The sequence below is a fragment of the Pseudomonas sp. Cab53 genome (assembly GCF_018325965.1).
Lineage (GTDB): Bacteria > Pseudomonadota > Gammaproteobacteria > Pseudomonadales > Pseudomonadaceae > Aquipseudomonas > Aquipseudomonas chlororaphis_E.
Genome location: NZ_AP021902.1, coordinates 4539951 through 4558529, shown reverse-complemented (window position 1 = coordinate 4558529; position 18579 = coordinate 4539951). Strand labels below are relative to the sequence as shown.

At 62.9% G+C, this 18579-nt stretch carries 20 protein-coding genes and 1 pseudogene; 9 read left to right on the top strand and 12 right to left on the bottom strand.

Annotated features, from left to right (window positions below; translation table 11 throughout):
* Nucleotides 1-74 precede the first annotated feature (74 nt).
* The 3 genes and pseudogenes from KI241_RS19855 to KI241_RS19845 all read right to left on the bottom strand — a co-directional run bounded on the left by KI241_RS19855 (nucleotide 75) and on the right by KI241_RS19845 (nucleotide 2817).
* Nucleotides 75-703: pseudogene (locus KI241_RS19855) on the bottom strand (LysE family translocator).
* Nucleotides 704-764: 61 nt separating this feature from the next.
* Nucleotides 765-2114, bottom strand: a complete 1350-nt coding sequence (locus tag KI241_RS19850; RefSeq protein ID WP_047736479.1) for an NCS2 family permease — start codon at nucleotides 2112-2114, stop codon at nucleotides 765-767.
* Between the two features lie 262 nt (nucleotides 2115-2376).
* Nucleotides 2377-2817 carry a MarR family transcriptional regulator gene (locus KI241_RS19845; protein ID WP_047736478.1) on the bottom strand — a complete coding sequence of 147 codons (441 nt, stop codon included), beginning with the start codon at nucleotides 2815-2817 and terminating at the stop codon, nucleotides 2377-2379.
* 81 nt (nucleotides 2818-2898) lie between these two features.
* Here KI241_RS19845 and KI241_RS19840 point away from each other — a divergent pair, with 81 nt between their 5' ends.
* Nucleotides 2899-4065 (top strand): PLP-dependent aminotransferase family protein, encoded by a 1167-nt coding sequence (locus tag KI241_RS19840; RefSeq protein ID WP_042732862.1) that lies wholly within the window; start codon nucleotides 2899-2901, stop codon nucleotides 4063-4065.
* 149 nt (nucleotides 4066-4214) lie between these two features.
* Here KI241_RS19840 and KI241_RS19835 read toward each other — a convergent pair whose 3' ends face one another.
* From KI241_RS19835 to KI241_RS19815, 5 genes are all read right to left on the bottom strand, one after another.
* On the bottom strand, nucleotides 4215-4586 hold the full coding sequence (locus KI241_RS19835; RefSeq protein WP_212802905.1) for a glutathione S-transferase N-terminal domain-containing protein: 372 nt from the start codon (nucleotides 4584-4586) through the stop codon (nucleotides 4215-4217).
* Between the two features lie 100 nt (nucleotides 4587-4686).
* Nucleotides 4687-5232 carry a GTP cyclohydrolase I FolE gene (gene folE / locus KI241_RS19830; protein ID WP_042732311.1) on the bottom strand — a complete coding sequence of 182 codons (546 nt, stop codon included), beginning with the start codon at nucleotides 5230-5232 and terminating at the stop codon, nucleotides 4687-4689.
* 77 nt (nucleotides 5233-5309) lie between these two features.
* On the bottom strand, nucleotides 5310-5867 hold the full coding sequence (locus KI241_RS19825; RefSeq protein ID WP_053146321.1) for a Smr/MutS family protein: 558 nt from the start codon (nucleotides 5865-5867) through the stop codon (nucleotides 5310-5312).
* Between the two features lie 73 nt (nucleotides 5868-5940).
* On the bottom strand, nucleotides 5941-6261 hold the full coding sequence (locus KI241_RS19820; protein ID WP_042732310.1) for a hypothetical protein: 321 nt from the start codon (nucleotides 6259-6261) through the stop codon (nucleotides 5941-5943).
* A gap of 132 nt (nucleotides 6262-6393) precedes the next feature.
* The gene (locus tag KI241_RS19815) at nucleotides 6394-6984 is read right to left on the bottom strand and encodes a cysteine hydrolase family protein (RefSeq protein WP_042732309.1); all 591 of its coding nucleotides are present in this window, start codon (nucleotides 6982-6984) and stop codon (nucleotides 6394-6396) included.
* Between the two features lie 253 nt (nucleotides 6985-7237).
* Between KI241_RS19815 and prmB the strand changes: the two genes are divergently transcribed.
* On the top strand, nucleotides 7238-8146 hold the full coding sequence (gene prmB, locus KI241_RS19810; RefSeq protein ID WP_042732308.1) for a 50S ribosomal protein L3 N(5)-glutamine methyltransferase: 909 nt from the start codon (nucleotides 7238-7240) through the stop codon (nucleotides 8144-8146).
* Between the two features lie 63 nt (nucleotides 8147-8209).
* Here the strand turns inward: prmB and KI241_RS19805 are convergent, their stop codons facing one another.
* Both KI241_RS19805 and KI241_RS19800 read right to left on the bottom strand, forming a co-directional pair.
* Complete coding sequence (locus tag KI241_RS19805) at nucleotides 8210-9004, bottom strand: hypothetical protein (RefSeq protein ID WP_042732307.1); 795 nt, start codon at nucleotides 9002-9004, stop codon at nucleotides 8210-8212.
* Between the two features lie 98 nt (nucleotides 9005-9102).
* Complete coding sequence (locus tag KI241_RS19800) at nucleotides 9103-10068, bottom strand: alpha/beta fold hydrolase (protein ID WP_212802904.1); 966 nt, start codon at nucleotides 10066-10068, stop codon at nucleotides 9103-9105.
* A 142-nt stretch (nucleotides 10069-10210) separates the two neighbouring features.
* Between KI241_RS19800 and aroC the strand changes: the two genes are divergently transcribed.
* From aroC to KI241_RS19785, 3 genes are read left to right on the top strand one after another with little or no spacing between them, the layout of a single operon-like run.
* Nucleotides 10211-11302, top strand: coding sequence for a chorismate synthase (gene aroC, locus KI241_RS19795; RefSeq protein ID WP_047736471.1), 1092 nt, complete (start codon nucleotides 10211-10213; stop codon nucleotides 11300-11302).
* Nucleotides 11303-11336: 34 nt separating this feature from the next.
* Complete coding sequence (locus tag KI241_RS19790) at nucleotides 11337-12482, top strand: MFS transporter (protein WP_212802903.1); 1146 nt, start codon at nucleotides 11337-11339, stop codon at nucleotides 12480-12482.
* Nucleotides 12483-12516: 34 nt separating this feature from the next.
* Nucleotides 12517-13059 carry an acireductone dioxygenase gene (locus KI241_RS19785; protein WP_212802902.1) on the top strand — a complete coding sequence of 181 codons (543 nt, stop codon included), beginning with the start codon at nucleotides 12517-12519 and terminating at the stop codon, nucleotides 13057-13059.
* A 128-nt stretch (nucleotides 13060-13187) separates the two neighbouring features.
* Here the strand turns inward: KI241_RS19785 and KI241_RS19780 are convergent, their stop codons facing one another.
* On the bottom strand, nucleotides 13188-13466 hold the full coding sequence (locus KI241_RS19780; RefSeq protein ID WP_042732342.1) for a DUF3509 domain-containing protein: 279 nt from the start codon (nucleotides 13464-13466) through the stop codon (nucleotides 13188-13190).
* A gap of 362 nt (nucleotides 13467-13828) precedes the next feature.
* On the opposite strand from KI241_RS19780, the gene KI241_RS19775 reads away from it, so the two are divergent.
* The 4 genes from KI241_RS19775 to KI241_RS19760 all read left to right on the top strand — a co-directional run bounded on the left by KI241_RS19775 (nucleotide 13829) and on the right by KI241_RS19760 (nucleotide 17303).
* Nucleotides 13829-15655: a long-chain-acyl-CoA synthetase gene (locus tag KI241_RS19775; RefSeq protein ID WP_042732341.1), complete on the top strand. Its 1827-nt coding sequence runs from the start codon at nucleotides 13829-13831 to the stop codon at nucleotides 15653-15655.
* A 94-nt stretch (nucleotides 15656-15749) separates the two neighbouring features.
* Nucleotides 15750-16268, top strand: a complete 519-nt coding sequence (locus KI241_RS19770) for an ankyrin repeat domain-containing protein (RefSeq protein WP_042732340.1) — start codon at nucleotides 15750-15752, stop codon at nucleotides 16266-16268.
* 242 nt (nucleotides 16269-16510) lie between these two features.
* A complete protein-coding gene (locus tag KI241_RS19765; RefSeq protein WP_047736468.1) occupies nucleotides 16511-17041 on the top strand; it encodes a hypothetical protein in 531 nt (176 codons plus the stop codon).
* 70 nt (nucleotides 17042-17111) lie between these two features.
* Nucleotides 17112-17303, top strand: coding sequence for a PLDc N-terminal domain-containing protein (locus KI241_RS19760; protein ID WP_042731740.1), 192 nt, complete (start codon nucleotides 17112-17114; stop codon nucleotides 17301-17303).
* Between the two features lie 60 nt (nucleotides 17304-17363).
* Here the strand turns inward: KI241_RS19760 and KI241_RS19755 are convergent, their stop codons facing one another.
* Entirely contained in the window at nucleotides 17364-18569 is a 1206-nt protein-coding gene (locus KI241_RS19755; RefSeq protein WP_042731741.1) for an MFS transporter, read from the bottom strand.
* Nucleotides 18570-18579 lie beyond the last annotated feature (10 nt).

Below are 18579 nucleotides of genomic sequence, written 5' to 3'. Positions count from 1 at the left end.
ATATCGATGGGTTGTTGCCATGTTTTGCCAAGGTCTGGGCTCGAAGGGCGCAGGCCATCCGTGGTGAAAGACGCTCAGTGGGCGGACATCAGCGATGCCGCGCCCGCGCCACCGAACAGGCCGGCACTGATGCGGTTGAACCAGCTCTGGCCCTTGCCCGTGCGCAGGTACCGCGCCGCACCGTGGGCGCCGAGCCCGTAGGCCAGCTTGCACAGCAGGTCGAGGACGGTCCAGGTGGCGATCATGATCAACAGTTGGGGCAGGAACGGCTGTTCGGTGCTCAGAAACTGCGGCAGGAAGGCGGCGAAGAACAGGATGTCCTTCGGGTTGCTGGCGCCCAACACGAAGGCCCGGCCGAACAGTGCGCGAAAGCGCGGCACGGCGGCGGCCTGGGGCACCTCGGCGCCCTGGGAGGGCTGGCGCGATTGCTGCCAGCTCTGCCAGGCCAGGTAGAACAGGTACAGCGCGCCGGCGATTTTCAGGCCGCTGAAGAGTTTTTCCGAGGCCAGCAGCAATGCGCCGAGCCCCAGCGCCGAAGCGCTCAGCAGGCAGATCGAGGCAATCACCCCGCCAAGGAATGCCGGGTACGAGCGTCGCAGGCCGTAGTTCAGGCTGTTGCCGATCATCAATAGCGACAGGGGCCCGGGATGAGGATCACCACCAGCGCGGCGCCACTGAACAACAGCCAGGTTTCCAGATTCATTGCTTTGCTCCTGATGTACAAAAGCCTCACCCAAGGGTGAGGCGGTGGATAGGGGGGCCGCTTACAAGAAGATGAACTTGGCGATGAAGATCGCGCAGAGCACCCACAGGCTGACGGAAATGTCCTTGTGCTTGCCGGTGCCGGCCTTGAGCACCACATAGGTGATGAAGCCCAGTGCGATGCCGTCGGCCACCGAGAATGTCAGAGGCATCATGATGGCCGTGACAATGGCCGGGATGCTGTCGGTCGGTTCGTCCCATTCGATGTGCGCCATGCCGCCCATCATCAGCATGGCGACGTAGATCAGCGCGCCGGCGGTGGCGTAGGCCGGGATCATCCCCGCCAGTGGCGCGAAGAACATCGCGGCAATAAATAGCACACCGACGGTCACGGCGGTAAGCCCCGTGCGACCACCCGCGGCCACACCGGCGGCGCTTTCTACGTAGCTGGTCACGGGCGGCACGCCGACCATGGCGCCGAAGACACTGGAGGCGCTGTCGGCCTTCAGGGCGCGGGACAGGTTTTCGATCTTGCCGTCGGCCTTCACCAGCCCGGCGCGCTGGGCAACGCCCATCAAGGTGCCGGCGGTGTCGAACATGTGCACGAACAGGAAGGCCAGCACCACGCTGATCATGCTGATGTTGAACACGCCGGCCACGTCCATGGCCATCCAGGTCGGCGCCAGGCTCGGCGGCGTCGACATCACGCCGTTGTAGTGCACCAGCCCCAGGCCCCAGCCGGCCAGAGTCACGGCAATGATGCTGATCAGGATCGCGCCGAACACCCGATGGTAACTGAGCACCGCGATCATCAGGAAGCACACGGCGGCCAGCAGCGGGCCGGGTTCACGCAGCGAGCCGAGCTTGATCAGGGTCGCCGGGCTGTCGACGACGATCCCGGCGGTTTTCAGGCCGATCAACCCAAGGAACAAGCCGACCCCGGCGCCCATGGCGAACCGCAGGCTTACCGGAATGCTGTTGAGCAGCCACTCGCGCACCCGCGACAGGGTCAGGAACATGAACAACACGCCGGAAATGAACACCGCGCCCAACGCGGTTTCCCAGTTGTAGCCCATGGTGCCGACCACGGTGTAGGTGAAGAATGCGTTCAGACCCATGCCTGGCGCCAGGCCCACCGGCCAGTTGGCGTACAGCCCCATCAACAGGCACCCCAGCGCGGCGGCGATGCAGGTGGCGACAAACGCGGCGCCGTGATCGATGCCGGCGTCGGCCATGATGTTGGGGTTGACGAAAATGATGTAGGCCATGGTGATGAAGGTCGTCAGGCCGGCAATCAATTCGGTCTTCACCGTGGTGCCGTGCACGCTGAGTTTGAAGATGCGCTCCAGCCAGCCACTGCGTGATGGCGGCGAGAGGTCCAGCGTCTGGGCTTCGGGTTTGCGGCTTTCCACAGCGAGTACTCCTCAACAGTTTTATTGTTATTTCCAGCACCGCAGACCCTGAGGAGGGCTGCGAGGCTTTGAGGCAGGTAAGGCTGGCGACGTTTTGTTGACCTATTGGTCAGGAACTCGCACGAAGCGAATTATGCTTTTGTATACAAATAAAGCAAATAATGTTTTTTGTGTTGTGGACTAAAAAACGGGGGGAGAAGGATATATCGGCGTTCGCGAGCAGGCTCGCGAAAGCGTCAGCCCGGAAAACTGCGGGCCGGAATCAGTCCGCAGGCCCCTTGCCGAGCGCCTGGTTAACCGCGAGCCAGCCATTGACCGCGGTCTCCCCGGCCTCGGCGAACACCCGCTCCAGCAATTTCACCTGCTCACGTCGCAGCGCCTGCTCGAACCGCTCGCCCTCGGACGTCAATTCCAGCAGCCGCTTACGCTTGTCGGTCTCGGAGGCGAGGCTGTTGACCAGATGCATTTCCATCAACTGGCGCAACGGCATGTTCAACGCCTGCTTGCTGACGCCGAGTAGCGCCAGCAGTTCTTTCACGCTCAACGACGGGTAGCGGGCGATGAAGAAAACGATGCGCTGATGGACCCGGCTCAATCCGCGGCGCTCAAGCATTTCATCGGCCTTGGCGGTGAACGCCTGGTAACCGAAGAAGAACGCTTCCATGGCCATTTGCTGTGAAGTTGGGTTTTTAAGGTCAAGCATATTGACGTATCCAGAAAGAGCGAGGTAATTTCGGTCAACCAGTTTGACTCATTTTCCCAGCGACCGGCTACAGGTGACCCCATGGCTTTTTCCGAACGTGTCTCGCGCCTCAAAAGCTCCTTGATCCGAGAAATCCTCGCCGCGGCGCAGCGCCCTGAAGTGATGTCGTTCGCCGGTGGCCTGCCGGCCGAAGCCATGTTGCCGAAGGTGGAGTGGGCAGCCATGCCGCTGTCCATGGGCCAATACGGCATGAGCGAAGGTGAGCCGGCGCTGCGCGAAGCCCTGGCAGCGCAGGCGCGTTCGCTGGGCCTGGCCTGTGAAGCGAGCCAGGTGCTGGTGGTCAGCGGCTCCCAGCAAACCCTCGACCTGGCGGCCAAGTTGCACATCGACGTGGGCACCGAAGTGCTGCTGGAAGCGCCGACGTACCTGGCGGCGCTGCAGATTTTCCAGTTGTTCGGTGCCGCTTGCATCACCGTGCCCCTGGAGGCCGATGGCCCCGACCTGCACGCGCTGCGCGCCCGACTGGAGCGGCATCGGCCCGCGTTCATCTACCTGATCCCGACGTTCCAGAATCCGTCGGCGGTACGCTACAGCGAGGCCAAGCGCGATGCCGTGGCGGCACTGCTGGACGAGTTCGGGGTCACCCTGGTGGAAGACGAGCCGTACCGTGAACTGACCTTCGACGGTGCCAGTGCTACGCCGATTGCCAGTCGCCTGAAGAAGGCCAGTTGGATCTACACCGGCACCGTGTCGAAAACCCTGCTGCCGGGGCTACGGGTGGGGTACCTGATCGCCAGTCCGGATCTGTTCCCGCACCTGCTGCGGCTCAAGCAGTCGGCTGACCTGCACACCAATCGCATCGGCCAGTGGCAGGCGCTGCAATGGATCGGCACCGAGCAGTACCGTCATCATTTGAGTGAGTTGAGGGATTTTTACCGGGACCGGCGTGATCGGTTCCAGGCGGCGCTGCAAACGCACTTTTGCGACATCGCCGATTGGAACGTGCCCCAGGGCGGGCTGTTTTTCTGGCTGACCCTCAAGCAACCGCTGGACACCCGCACGTTGCTCGCCACCGCGCTGGCGGCCGACGTCGCGTTCATGCCCGGGGAGCCGTTCTTCCCCGAGCCGGACCAGCATCCGGGGCACCTGCGCCTGAACTTCAGCCACATTGACCCGGCGCGACTGGATGAAGGGTTGCGTCGATTGGCGGGGGTGGTGCGGGCGGCGCTGGCTGCGCAGGCGGCTTGATAACGCGCAGTTTTGCGGGGGCTGTGCGGGCCTCTTCGCGGGCAAGCCCGCTCCCACAGGAATGGATGTGAATAAAATCCTGCATTCACACTGAACCGTTGTGGGAGCGGGCTTGCCCGCGAAGAGGCCCAGCATTCACTGCAAAATCATCAGACTGCCGAAAACCGCTTATCCAGATACTCGATGATCACCTTGGATTCATACATCCAGGTGGTCTGGCCATCTTCTTCAATACGCAGGCACGGCACTTTGATCTTGCCGCCTTGCTCCAGCAGCGTCTGGCGATCCTGTGCGTTGTTCTTCGCATCGCGCAACGCCACCGGCACGTTCAGGCGGCGCAGGGTGCGGCGGGTCTTCACGCAGAACGGGCAGGCGTGGAACTGGAACAGCGTCAAGCCGCGGGCAGCCTGGTCGACCTGCGCCTGGGCTTGCGCCGGGCGTTGTTTCTTGCCGGGACGGGTGATGAAGTTGATGAAGATGATCAGTTGGCCCAGGCCAACTCGAAGCGCTTTGACGATCACGGTATAAGTCTCGTGGCACGGGAAGAGGGCGCGCAGCTTACCTGATTTTCACGGGCGAAAAAAAACCGGCCATCGATGCCGGTTTTCTTCGCGAAACGGTTTACTTGATGAGGCTGAGGAATTCCATGCGCGTCGCGGCATTTTCGCGGAACTCGCCAAGCATCACCGAGGTGATCATCGAGGAATTCTGCTTTTCCACGCCGCGCATCATCATGCACATGTGCTTGGCCTCGATCACCACCGCCACGCCCAGGGCGCCGGTCACCTGCTGGATCGCATCGGCGATCTGGCGGCTGAGGTTTTCCTGGATCTGCAGGCGACGTGCGTACATGTCGACGATGCGCGCGACCTTCGACAGCCCCAGCACCTTGCCGCTCGGGATGTAGGCGACATGGGCCTTGCCGATGAAAGGCAACAGGTGGTGTTCGCACAGCGAGTACAACTCGATGTCCTTGACCAGCACCATTTCGCTGTTGTCAGAGCTGAACAAGGCACCGTTGGTGACTTCTTCCAGGGTCTGTTCGTAGCCGCGGCAGAGGTACTGCATGGCCTTCGCAGCGCGCTTGGGCGTATCGAGCAGGCCCTCGCGGGAGACGTCCTCGCCCAGTTGGCCGAGAATCGCGGTGTAATTCTGTTCCAGAGACATGAAACTACCTGTGGGATTTTACGCAAAGGGCAAGGGTACGGTGGCGGACACGGCGCTGCAAGCTCGGCAATCGAGGGCTACTCGTCGCGACCTTCCATCATGGTGCGCTTGAGCATCACGTAGACCGCCCCGGCACCGCCATGTTTCGCCTGGCAGGAGGTGAAACCCAGCACTTGCGGGTGCTGGCGCAGCCAGGTGTTGACGTGACTCTTGATCATCGGCCGCTTGCCGTCCAGGCGCACGGCCTTGCCGTGGGTGACGCGCACGCAGCGGATTTCGAACCGGGTGGCTTCGGCCAGGAAGGCCCAGAGGGTTTCCCGGGCCTTTTCGACGCTCATGCCGTGCAGGTCGAGGCTGCCCTCGAAAGGGATCTGGCCGACCTTCAGCTTGCGCATCTGGCTTTCCTGGACGCCGTCGCGCGCCCACATCAGTTCGTCTTCGGGGCCGACGTCGATCACGAACTGATCGGACAGGCCGTCCACGGTCGTGGCATCGGTGCGCACGGTGGCGGCTTGGCGCAGCTTGGCGATCTGGGCGCGATCGGCCTTGGGCTTGCCGGTCTCGGCACGGTCGTGTTTGATCGGTTTTACGCCCTGGATCGCACTTTTGAACAGGGAAAAGTCGTCGTCTTGCATGTCAGCCTCCGCGAAGCCGGCCAGTTTACCCAACTCTGGCGGGATCAGGCGCGACAAAACGTCGGATGGCGGCTCAGTCGTGTTTTTTCATCAGGTGCGGAGCCATGGCCAGCTCCAGGGATTGACGGGCGCGACGGCGGCAGCGGCGCCAGAGCCAGACGCCCAGCCACAGAACGAGCAGGCCGACCGCCAGGATGATGGCCGAACCGAGCGGGGTGGCGTTCAAGTCGCCCAGCGCGGGCGGACGGCCCAGCAGGCTGGCGGCACCGGCCATGGCCAGCAGGACACCAAGTGTTGCCAGCAGCGCAGCGATTGCCGCGCCAATACGAAATCGCCAGTTGCTCGGGCCTTTGGGCCGCAAGCGACGTGCGTCAAAACCATCGGATAACTTCATTCCGATCTTCCTCAATGGGTATCGGCCCTTCGACCGGAAGATGTTCGGGTTGTTCCTGACACCAGGGCAATTGCGGCAAATGAGAGGCTTTTACGGATGAGCGGCGAAAGTGGCCGCTCATCGAAGGATCGATCAGATGAAGTCCCGGGTCAGGGCCAGGGTGGCGAAGTTGTCCGCCATGATCGCCATTTCGGTCTGGTGCACATGCTCGGCGCTGAGCACGCCGCCCTTGTGCGGCAGGTCGCGGGTGGCGCAAGCATCTTCCACCAGGGTGCAGCGAAAGCCCAGGTTCTTGGCCGCGCGCACGGTGGTACTGACGCTGGAGTGGCTCATGAAGCCGCAGACGATCAGGTCCAGGGGGCCGAACTCTTCCAGGCGCTTCTTCAGTTCGGTGCCGTGGAAGGCGCTGGGCAGCAGCTTGCCGATGATGGTTTCGTCGTCCTGGGGTTCGAGGCCCGGAATGAACTCGCCGCGTTCGCCTTGTGGATCGAACAGCCCGCCATGGGTGCCCAGGTGGCGCACATGCACGATCGGCCGACCGGCTGCCCGGGCCGCGCCGAGTAGCTGCTTGATGTTCGCGACTGCTTCATCCATGCCGCTCAGGGCCAAGGGGCCGGCGAGGTATTCCTTCTGGGCATCGATGATGATCAGGGTCGCTTGACTCAGGTTGGCTGCTGCGTAGCCGCGGCCGCTGAGTTGAAACATCGTTTTTGGAACGGACATTCTGGGGCTCCTTCGGGTGGGGCTTTTGCGACATTGTCCTCTGGCTGAGCGGTTCTGTGAATCGCTTCGATTGCAAGCGGCGCCGTTGCTGGCCTACAGCCTTGTCAAGATGCTCGTCTTGTTCAATAGGTTGCGCAAAAAACGGATAGATCCTACGAATGCCTCGGAGTTTTTCTTTCGTCCTTGAGGCGTGTTTGGGTGGGGCGCGTTTGACTGGTAGACTCGCCCGTCGATTTTTCTGGAGTTTGCCGCCGTGATCACTTCCCGCCTTCGCACCCTGCGCGACCATATCCGTTGGGCCGTCAGCCGTTTCCATGGGGAGGATCTGTTTTTCGGCCATGGCACCGACAACGCCTGGGATGAAGCCCGCCAACTGGTGTTGGGCGCACTCCACCTGCCGTGGGAAATTGCCGATAGCTACCTGGATTGCCGCCTCGAAGACGAGGAACTGGTCCACGTGCAGCGCCTGCTGCGCCGGCGTATCGACGAGCGCATCCCGGCGGCCTACCTGCTGGGCGAGGCCTGGTTCTGCGGGATGTCGTTCATTGTCGACGAGCGCGTACTCGTCCCGCGCTCGCCGATTGGCGAGCTGATCGAAAAACGTTTCGAGCCCTGGTTGGGCCAGGCGCCTGCGCGAATCCTCGACCTGTGCACCGGCTCCGGCTGCATCGGGATCGCCTGCGCCTACGAGTTTCCGGAAGCCGAAGTGGTGCTGGCCGACCTGTCGTTCGAAGCGCTGGAGGTGGCGAACCAGAACATCGAGCGCCATGGCGTCGACGAGCGGGTGTTCACGGTCCAGGGCGATGGCTTCGACGGCCTGCCGGGGCAACGTTTCGACCTGATCGTGTCGAATCCGCCTTACGTCGACGCGCAGGATTTCGCCGACATGCCCCAGGAATACCAGCACGAGCCGGCGCTGGGCCTGGCCTGTGGCGAGGATGGCTTGAACCTGGTCCGGCGGATGCTGGCCGAGGCGGCTGATCACCTGACCGAGAAGGGCTTGCTGATTGTCGAGGTGGGCAACAGCCAGGTCCACGTCGAGGCGCTGTACCCTGAGGTCGATTTTGCCTGGCTGGACTTCGAGCGGGGCGGCCATGGCGTGTTCATGCTCAGCGCCGAGCAGTGCCGCCAGCACCAGGGGCTGTTCGCTTCACGGGTTTGATCTTCTGGATTGCCGATCGCTTTTTGTGGCGAGGGAGCTTGCCAGCCCCCTCCCAGCCGGTCATCAATGCCGCGTCGCAATCCAAATCAATAATCCCGCCTGGAACATGGCAAATGCCACCAGGCAGGTGATGGTGAAGCGCAGGCCGGTGTCTTCGCGCTTGAACTTGTTGACCTTCTCTTCCTGCTGCTTGAGCCGGACTTCCTGTTCCGCCAAGTTCTGCTCGGCTTGTTGCAACATCTGCGCGGCTTCGAGAATCTCCACGAACTGCAGCTTCTCGGTATTCCAGTCTCCCACCAGGTCGCCGACGTGGGTCGCCTTGACGCTGCCCTTGAGGTGCTGGGCGTCGGCGTAGACCACTTCGAAACCCTGGGCCTTGAGAAAACGGTCACGGCGCAGGCGGGTGTCTTCGTTCAGCGCGTCCTTGTTGTTCAGGTCGCTGCCTTCGACCCGGTAGCCCGACCAGCGTTTCTTCGCCCAGGTGATGCCCTGGGCGGCGAGGAAGCGGCCGATGCCACGGTTCATCGGCTCGATCTGCAGGTTGTCCGGGGAAAAGGTCAGGCGCTTTTCGACGTGATCGGCCCAGACATCTAGGTGATTCTGTTCCTTGCGCACGCGCTGGCCGGGCAACTTGATGCTCAAGCGCAACAGGCTGCGCTCCTTGCTGTGGCGTTCGGCATAGCTGAATTCGACGAAGCGCAGCGGGCGCGCACCGGTGGCGCGGTCGGTCTTGAGCGGGGCCAGCCGGAGCATTTTGTGATGCTCGGCTTGCACGTCCGCCCAAGGCAACTGCTCCGCAGGCGTGGCGGTCGCTTCGGTAGGGGCTTCGGTATCGGGTGAAGTGGGTGTTTCAGTCATAACGGCAAATCCTGTCCTGGCCGGCGGGTCGGCAGCGATTGCGCTGCCCGACACCGGTTTATCGGCCGTTTTCGCCGGGACTGGAGGGCTAAAAGCGTTTAACGGGTAGCGATCGAGCGAATGAACGCCGGGATGCGCGTGCCCAGTTCAGCGGCCAGGGGACGGTTGGGGTCCTTGTAGGAAGCCAGTTGTTGTTTCACGTCCTTGGGCACGATGCGCAGGACATGATTCATGCCCTCGACCAGCGCCAGTTCGGCGTCGGGCTTGGCGGCTTTCAACTGCCGGGCATCGTCGACACTGACCTGAATGTCATGGCTGCCCTGGATGATCAGGGCGGGCACCTTCAGCGCCGCGAACGCCTGGGCCGGGTCCTGGCGGAACAGCGAGATCAGGTACGGCTGCACGCTGGGGCGGAAAATCACTTGCAACGCAGGCGGCACGTTCGCGTCGGGCTGGCCGGCCTTGAGGCTGTCGAGCAACTCGTTGCTGCGCAACATCAAAGGTGCCGGCAGGCGGCTGGCCAGTTGTTGGCGCAGGAGCTGGTCGATGGGCCGGGCGCTGCCGGACAACGAAATCACGCCCGCGGCGTTGGCCTGGGGCGCGGCGAGGCTGGCGATCAAGGCGCCTTCGCTGTGACCTAGCAGAATCACCGGGCCCATTCGCGGATCGGCGGCCAGCTTGCGGCTCCAGGCCAAGGCATCGGCCACGTAGGCTTCGACGCTCAGGTTACGCTCGTCCGGCGTTGCGGCCAGGCTGGCGGCCACCCCCCGCTTGTCGTAGCGCACGCTGGCAATGTCGTGCCTGGCCAGGAGCCAGGCCAGGCGCTTGAGGCTGTCGTTGCGCCCGCCCTCCGGGTTGTTGCCGTCGCGATCGGTCGGGCCGGACCCGGAAATGATCAGGACCACCGGCACCGGCGTGTCGGACTTGGGCAGCAGCAGCGAGCCGAACAGTTCGCCGTTGCCCGTATCGATGCTGATCGGACGTTGCAGCACCGTGGCCTGGGCCAGGCCGGAAAACAGGCCGATGAACAGGGTAACGCTCAAGACAAGCAGGTTTAACATCATCACGCCATTAGTTGCGAAGGTGCCGGTTGGACTGGCGCCGACCGAGAAGGTTCGAGGATGAACTACGCGGGGAGCCTGCGTATACTGGCGTCCACTACGAATCCAAGGTTGAGTTTCTCAGCGATTTCACGGAGCACCCTGCATGTCCGGCAATACCTACGGCAAGCTGTTCACCGTCACCACCGCGGGCGAAAGCCATGGCCCGGCGTTGGTCGCCATTGTCGACGGCTGCCCGCCGGGCCTGGAGATTGCCCTGGAGGACCTGCAGCGTGACCTCGACCGCCGCAAGCCCGGCACCAGCCGCCACACCACCCAGCGCCAGGAAGCCGATGAGGTCGAAATCTTGTCTGGCGTCTTCGAAGGGCGCACCACCGGCTGCGCCATCGGCCTGCTGATCCGCAACACCGACCAGAAGTCCAAGGACTACTCGGCCATCAAGGACCTGTTTCGCCCGGCCCATGCCGACTACACCTACCATCACAAGTACGGTGAGCGCGACTACCGTGGCGGCGGCCGCAGTTCGGCCCGGGAAACCGCCATGCGTGTGGCGGCCGGGGCCATCGCCAAGAAATACCTGGCCAGCCAGGGCATCGTCATCCGCGGCTACATGAGCCAGTTGGGCCCGATCGAAATCCCGTTCAAGACCTGGGACTCGGTGGAGCAGAACGCGTTCTTCTGCCCCGACCCGGACAAGGTGCCGGAACTGGAGGCCTACATGGACCAACTGCGTCGTGACCAGGATTCGGTGGGCGCGAAGATCACCGTGGTGGCCGAAGGGGTCATGCCCGGCCTCGGCGAGCCGATCTTCGACCGCCTCGACGCCGAGTTGGCCCACGCGCTGATGAGCATCAACGCGGTGAAAGGCGTAGAGATCGGCGCCGGTTTCGCCTGCGTCGCCCAACGGGGCACGGAGCACCGCGATGAGCTGACCCCGCAGGGCTTCCTCAGCAACAACGCCGGCGGGATCCTCGGCGGCATTTCCTCGGGCCAGCCGATCGTCGCGCACCTGGCGTTGAAGCCCACGTCCAGCATCACCACGCCGGGCCGCTCCATCGACACCCAGGGCAACCCCGTGGACGTCATCACCAAGGGCCGTCATGACCCCTGTGTCGGCATCCGTGCCACGCCGATCGCCGAGGCCATGATGGCGATCGTGCTGATGGATCACCTGCTGCGCCATCGTGGCCAGAACGCCGATGTACGGGTGAGCACCCCGGTGCTGGGTCAGCTTTGATGGCTGACCTGCCGGCCGCCGTGGCCTGACGACCATGGCGGCAGTGCCGTACTGGCGGCTCTCCAGTTTCTACCTGTTCTATTTCGCGTTGCTCGGTTCGACGGCGCCGTTCCTGGCGCTGTACTTCGATCACCTGGGGTTCAACGCGGCGCGCATTGGCGAACTGGTGGCGATCCCCATGCTGATGCGCTGCGTGGCGCCGAATATCTGGGGTTGGCTGGGAGATTACACCGGCCGACGCCTGGCCATCGTGCGCTTTGGCGCCCTCTGCACGTTGTTGGCCTTTTCGCTGATCTTCATCGACAAAAGCTACGCCTGGCTGGCGATGGTGATGGCGTTGCATGCGTTCTTCTGGCACGCGGTGCTGCCGCAGTTCGAAGTCATCACCCTTGCGCACTTGAGCGGGCAGGCTTCGCGCTATAGCCAGATCCGCCTGTGGGGTTCCATCGGCTTCATCATCACGGTGGTGTTGCTGGGGCGGTTGTTTCAATGGCTGAGCCTGGACATCTACCCGGTGGCGCTGGTGCTGATCATGGCCGGTATCGTGCTCGCCAGCTTCTGGGTCCCCAACGCCCAGCCGTTGCAGGGGCCGCGGGTGGCGGGGGAGGGCTTCGTGCGGCAATTGCGCAACCCCGGCGTGCTGGCGTTCTACGTCTGCGTGGGCCTGATGCAGGTCAGCCATGGGCCGTATTACACCTTCCTGACATTGCACCTGGAGCAGTTGGGCTACAGCCGTGGGCTGATTGGCCTGCTCTGGGCGGTCGGCGTGGTGGCGGAAGTGCTGGTGTTCCTGCTGATGAGCCGGATCCTGGCGCGATTTTCGGTGCGCCGTGTGCTGCTGGCCAGTTTCCTGTTGGCGGCGTTGCGCTGGTTGCTGCTGGGTTCGTTGGCGGAGTTTCTCTGGGTGCTGTTGTTCGCCCAGGTGCTGCACGCGGCGACCTTCGGCAGTTTCCACGCCGCGGCCATCCATTTCGTGCAACGCAGTTTCGGCCCTCGCCAGCAGGGCCAGGGCCAGGCGCTGTATGCGGCGTTGGCCGGCACCGGCGGGGCATTGGGCGCCCTGTATTCCGGCTACAGCTGGAACGCCCTGGGCGCCAGTTGGACATTCAGCCTGGCCAGCCTAGCTGCCCTTGCTGCTGCCGTTATCATTGCGACACGCATGCAAGAGCACCGGCCATGAGCCTTCGAACCATTATTTTCCTGGAGCCATTGTCATGAGCAGCCTGTCCGTCTACCACGTCTCGACCCCCGATCTGCCGAACAAGGTGCTGACTCACTTCGAAGACATCGTCGCGACCCTGGCCGAACAGGGCGTTCGCTTCGATCGGTGGCAGCCTGCGGCGAGCATTCCCCCCGGCGCTCGCCAGGAAGACATCATCGCGGCCTACAGCCACTCGATCGATGCCCTGATGACCGAGCGCGGCTACGCCTCGGTGCAGGTCATGCGCGTGACCCGTGAGGATCGGCAAAACGCCGAGCTGCACGCCCGCTTCCTTGAAGAGCACAGCCAGGCTGAAGAGGAAGTACGATTTTTCGTCGCGGGTCGTGGGCTGTTCGCTCTGCACATCGACGATTACGTCTACGCCGTGCTGTGCGAAAAGAATGACCTGATTACCTTGCCGGCTGGAATGCCGCGCTGGTTCGACATGGGCGAGCAACCGCATTTCATTACGCTTCGCCTGGCGAACGCCGAGTGCGCCGATGCGCAATTCACCGGCAACGACATTGCCGGCCGGTTCCCGCGCCTGGAAGACTAAAAAACCGTGGGAGCGAGCCTGCTCGAAAGCGGTGGGTCAGTCGGCGGAAAGGCTGGCTGATGTTCCGTCTTCGCGAGCGGGATCGCTCCCACAAAGGGGTGTTTCTGCTGGTTCCTGAGGGGCCAGGATCAGGCGCTGTGATAGGTCGGCAGGGCGAAACGGTGCTGGCTTTGCAGCATGGCAATCTGTGGCAACTCGCTGGCTTGTTCGGCCAGGTCGCGGCGGATTGCGCTGATGGCCCAAGACAGCTGGTCGCCGGCATGCAGCTGGGCATAGGAAATCGTGCGCTTGAACAGTTTGCCTTCGCTGTTGCGCAAGGTCAGCAGGATGCCGCCATCCGGGCGGGCTTGGGTGGTCACTTCATAGTTGGAAAACAGGGACGCGAACTTCTCTTGAATCATGTTCATATTTGACTGCTCCATGGTCTTGTTAGCAAACCGTGGAGGGGTAGTTGCAGTGTCTGTGCCAGCCTCGCTTGATTTAAAAAATACTTTAAAAACAACAGCTTAAAAAAATATACGATTTTTGGTTTCGTGCATCTTGCATGAATGGCCATCGTGCATCCTGCATTTTGCGGGGTGGAACCAACTTTTTGGGAACCAATTGCCCTCCCGGCGCTCCCGCTTCGCCTGCGGCTGTTTGCGGATACAAAACATTGCAAAAACCGCATGTACAGCGTCGCTAGCCCAGGCGTACTTTCGAGCGCAATCGAGCTGCAGTCCCCGCCAACACAAAAACAGGCCCACAGGGTCGGACAGGGAAGAACACCATGAGTCGGACAACCGGCGATGCCATCACCTGGGGCATGATGTTGCGCAAGTTGCCCGCCATTGCCAGGGTCGTGCCGCGAATCGTCAAGGGCATGAAGCTGGCCAACGTCCAGGACCCGACCCAGCCTTGCGGCCTGGGCTGGTGCTTCGAACAGGCCGCCCAACGCAACCCCCGGGGCGCGGCGCTGCTGTATGGCGATACCGTGTTGAGTTATGCACAGGTCAATGAGCAGGCCAATCGCATCGCTCACTACCTGTTGGCGCAGGGCATCGGGAAGGGCGACTGCGTGGCGGTGTTCATCGAGAACCGGCCCCAGTTGTTGATCACCGTGCTGGCGGTGGCGAAGGTCGGCGCGGTCAGCGCCATGGTCAATACCGCCCAGGTGGGAGACGCCCTGGTGCACAGCCTGGCCCTCGTTGCGCCCGTCGCCATCGTGGTGGGCGAGGAACGGGTCGCGGCGTTCGACGACGTGCGCCGCCGTGTCGGGCTGCCGCAGGCTCGAACCTGGTGGGTGGCGGACGAGGACAGCGCCGGTGTTGCGCCCGGGTTCGTCGACCTGATGACTGGCAGCAATGAAGCGTGCGCCGAAAACCCGGCGTGCAGCCGACAGGTGTTCTTCAACGACCCTTGCTTCTATCTCTACACCTCGGGCACCACGGGCTTGCCGAAGGCCGGGGTGTTTCGCCATGGGCGCTGGATGCGCACCTCCACCAGCTTCGGTTTGATTGCCCTGGACATGCAGCCCGACGATGTCCTGTATTGCACCTTGCCGCTGTACCACGCCACGGGCCTGTGCGTGTGCTGGGGCGCGGCGATCTGCGGAGCCTCGGCCCTGGCGATCCGGCGCAAGTTCAGCGCCAGCCAGTTCTGGAACGATGTGCGTCGTTACCGGGCGACCACCCTGGGCTATGTCGGCGAGCTGTGCCGTTACCTGATCGACCAGCCTGCCGGCAGCGAGGACCGCCGGCACGGGGTGAAGAAAATGGTCGGCAACGGCTTGCGACCGGGAGCCTGGTCAACCTTCAAGTCGCGCTTTGGTGTCGAACACGTCTGCGAGCTGTACGCGGCCAGCGACGGCAACATCGGCTTCACCAATGTCCTGAATTTCGACAACACCGTCGGCTTCTCGCTGATGGGCTGGGAGCTGGTGCAATACGACCACGACAGCGGCCTGCCTTTGCGCAACCTGCAAGGGCGCATGCAGAAAGTGCCCAAGGGCCAACCGGGCCTGTTACTGGCACGGATCGACGACAAGGCACCGCTGGACGGCTACACCGACCCGGCCAAGACCGAGAAGATCATCTACCGGGATGTCTTCGCGCCTGGCGATCGTTACTTCAACACCGGCGACCTGCTGCGCAACATCGGCTTCGGCCATGGGCAATTCGTCGATCGCCTCGGCGATACGTACCGCTGGAAGGGCGAAAATGTCTCCACCACGGAGGTGGAAAACGTGCTGCTGCAACATCCGCAAGTGGCCGAGGCGGTGGCCTATGGCGTGGAGATCCAGGGCACCAACGGCCGGGCCGGCATGGCGGCGATTACCCCGTCCGAATCCCTGGCGACCCTGGATTTCAGTGAGCTGCTGCAATTCCTGCACGGCAAGTTGCCGGCGTACGCGGTGCCACTGTTCCTGCGCATCAAGGTGAAAATGGACACCACCTGCACCTTCAAGTACCAGAAGACCCGCCTCAAGGCCGAAGCGTTCGACCCTTGCGTCACCGGTGACGAGCCGGTCTATGCGTGGCTGCCCGGCACCACGACCTACGTGCGGGTGGACCGGTCGCTGGCCGACCAGATCCAGGGCGGGCAATGGCGCTATTGATCCTGGCTATCGGCGGTACAGAGAAAAAAGGGATGACAGGGTCCGGGTCCGTCGGGAAACTAGCCGCTTTGCGAATGCCCAAAGGGAGTGACCCATGTCCGATACAAGCCGCCAGATGACCCCGGAAGAGGCTGCGGAGTTTGCCGAGCAGGTGTTCAACGTCGCCCGCCAGGGTGACGCCGCCATGATGGCTGCGTTGCTGAGCAAGGGCCTGCCGCCCAACCTGCGCAACCACAAGGGTGACACCTTGCTGATGCTGGCCGCCTACCACGGGCATGTGGAAACGGTAAAAGTCTTGCTGGAACACAAGGCCGACCCGGAAGTGCGCAACGACAACGGCCAGAGCCCGATTGCCGGCGCGGCGTTCAAGGGCGACCTGGCCGTGGTGTCGGCGCTGGTGGACGGCGGCGCGCAGGTGGAGGGCTCATCCTTCGACGGTCGCACCGCGTTGATGATGGCGGCGATGTTCAATCGAGTGGAAATCGTCGACTACCTGATCAGCAAGGGGGCCGATCCGCGAGCCAAGGACGCCAACGGCGCCTCGGCCCTGGACGCCGCCCGGACCATGGGCGCGGTGGACACGACGGCGCAGTTGGAGAAGTTGTTGGGCTGATCTCTACTGGTGAGGCTTGAGCCCTTGCACGACTTTGTGGCGAGGGGATTTATCCCCGTTGGGGCGCGAAGCGGCCCTAACCTGATAACTCGGTGCATCAGAACTATTTTGGGGCTGCTTCGCAGCCCAGCGGGGATAAATCCCCTCGCCACAAAAAGCGTGATGCAGCAGCTCCATTTCAATCCTGGACAGATGGAGTATCCTGCGCGCCCTCGCATCCCCTTATCCACAGGATCCACCCCATGAAAGCCGCCCTCGTCGAACTCATCAGCAAAATCAGCTCTGGCTGCCTCGGCGAGGCTGACATTGCGCGAATCGCCGACGAAGCGGCCCAGGCCTACGCCGATCCGGCGGCTTTCCTGGCGGCCAATCCGGACGTCAACTACGACGACACCTTCCCGATTCCGCTGGGTGAGTGGGTCGTGGTGGGCAGCCTGCCGGATACCGTGCTGTTCCAGGCCGACACCTACGTCGAACTGTTCGAACAGATCGTCGCCTCGTTCGGCCCTGGCGTGGCGTTCAACCTCAAGCCCAAGCAACTGGCGAAAACCGAGGCGCTGACCGCCCTCAACCGCATCCAGATCCAGATGAGCAGCCTGAGCAAGGAAAGCGGCGGCTATGTGCTGATGAACTTCAGCCAACTGCTGGACGATGAGTTGCAGATGGTGCTGGTGTTCGGCGACGACGTGCCGCGGGTGCTGCAATTGTGCGCGCAAGTGGGCATCGCCGCTGCGCCGGCCCTGGAAGCCCTCAAGGTCGCGGTCCACGTCTGAGGCAATAAACGGAACCCTTGGCGCGGCCCAGCTATCCTAAGTGTGGCTATCACTATTAGGGAGCGACACCATGGGTTCCACCTTCAATGGCCTGATCGGCCTGATTATCCTGGCGCTCGATATCTGGGCGATCATCAATGTGCTCAAGAGCGGTGCTGAAGTGGGGATGAAAGTCCTGTGGGTGCTGCTGATCCTGCTGTTGCCAGTGCTGGGCCTGATCATCTGGGCGATCGCCGGGCCGCGTGGCAATGTACGGGTCTGACCCTCGATGAAAAATGCCCGGTCGCGATGGCGCCCGGGCATTTTTTTTGCCGCTCGATCCTCAAGCCGTCGCCAGGGATGCCTTGCGCGAAGCACTCAAGAAGCTCAGCAGCACCAGCAGCGGGAATGCACTGCCGACAATCACCACCCACAGCCAGCCACCGTGTTCGTACACCGCGCTGGCAATCGATGAACCGAACGCGCCACCGACGAAGATGCTGGTCATGTACAGCGCATTCAGACGGCTGCGGCTTTTGGCATCGAGGGTGTAGATGGTGCGTTGGCCCAGCACCATGTTCATTTGCACGCAGAAATCCAGGACCACGCCGGTGACGGCCAGGCCGATGACGCTGTAGAGCGGATGGATGAACGCCGGCAGGAAGCTCAGGCTGGCGAACAGCATCGCCAGCAGCGAAGCCACGCGGGTATGGCCGGCATCCGCCAGGCGACCGGCAATGGGCGCAGCGATGGCACCCAGGGCACCGACGAGGGCGAACAAGGCGATTTCGGACTGGGACAAGCCATGGTTGCGTGCCAGCTCCAACGGCGCGGCGGTCCAGAACAGGCTGAAGGTGGCGAACATGCCGGCCTGGTAAAGCGCACGCTGGCGCAACAGCGGTTGCTGGCGCAGCAGGGTGCCGAGCGAGCGCAGCAACTGACCATAGGAGGCACGATGGTCGGGCTGGCGCTTGGGCACGGTCAGCGCCAGGACGATGCTGATGGCTGCCATCAAGGCAGCCGCGATCATGAACATCGCGCGCCAGCCGAAGTGGTCGGCCACCACGCTCGCCACCGGCCGCGCCAGCAGGATCCCCAGCAGCAAGCCGCCCATGATGCCGCCCACGACACGCCCGCGGGTTTGCTCCGGGGCCAGGTGCGCCGCCAGGGGGATCAGCACCTGCACCGACACCGAGCTGAAGCCCACCAGCAGCGAGACCAGCAGGAACACGTTGGGCTGATCGGTGAACGCCGCGCCCAGCAGGCTGGCAATCGATACAAAGGTGGTGACGATCATCAGGCGGCGGTTTTCCAGCAAGTCACCCAATGGCACCAGGAAAAACAACCCCAGGGCATAACCGATCTGGGTCAGCGAGACGATCAGGCTGGCCATGGTGCTGCTCAGGCCCACGTCGGGGGCGATCAGTTCGATGATGGGTTGGGCGTAGTAGAGGTTGGCGACGATAGCGCCACAGCAGAAGGCAAAGAGCAGGACCATGCCTCGCGTCAGGCTGGCGCCGGCGTGCAGGGTGGGGGAATGGGCACTCATGGCAAACTCG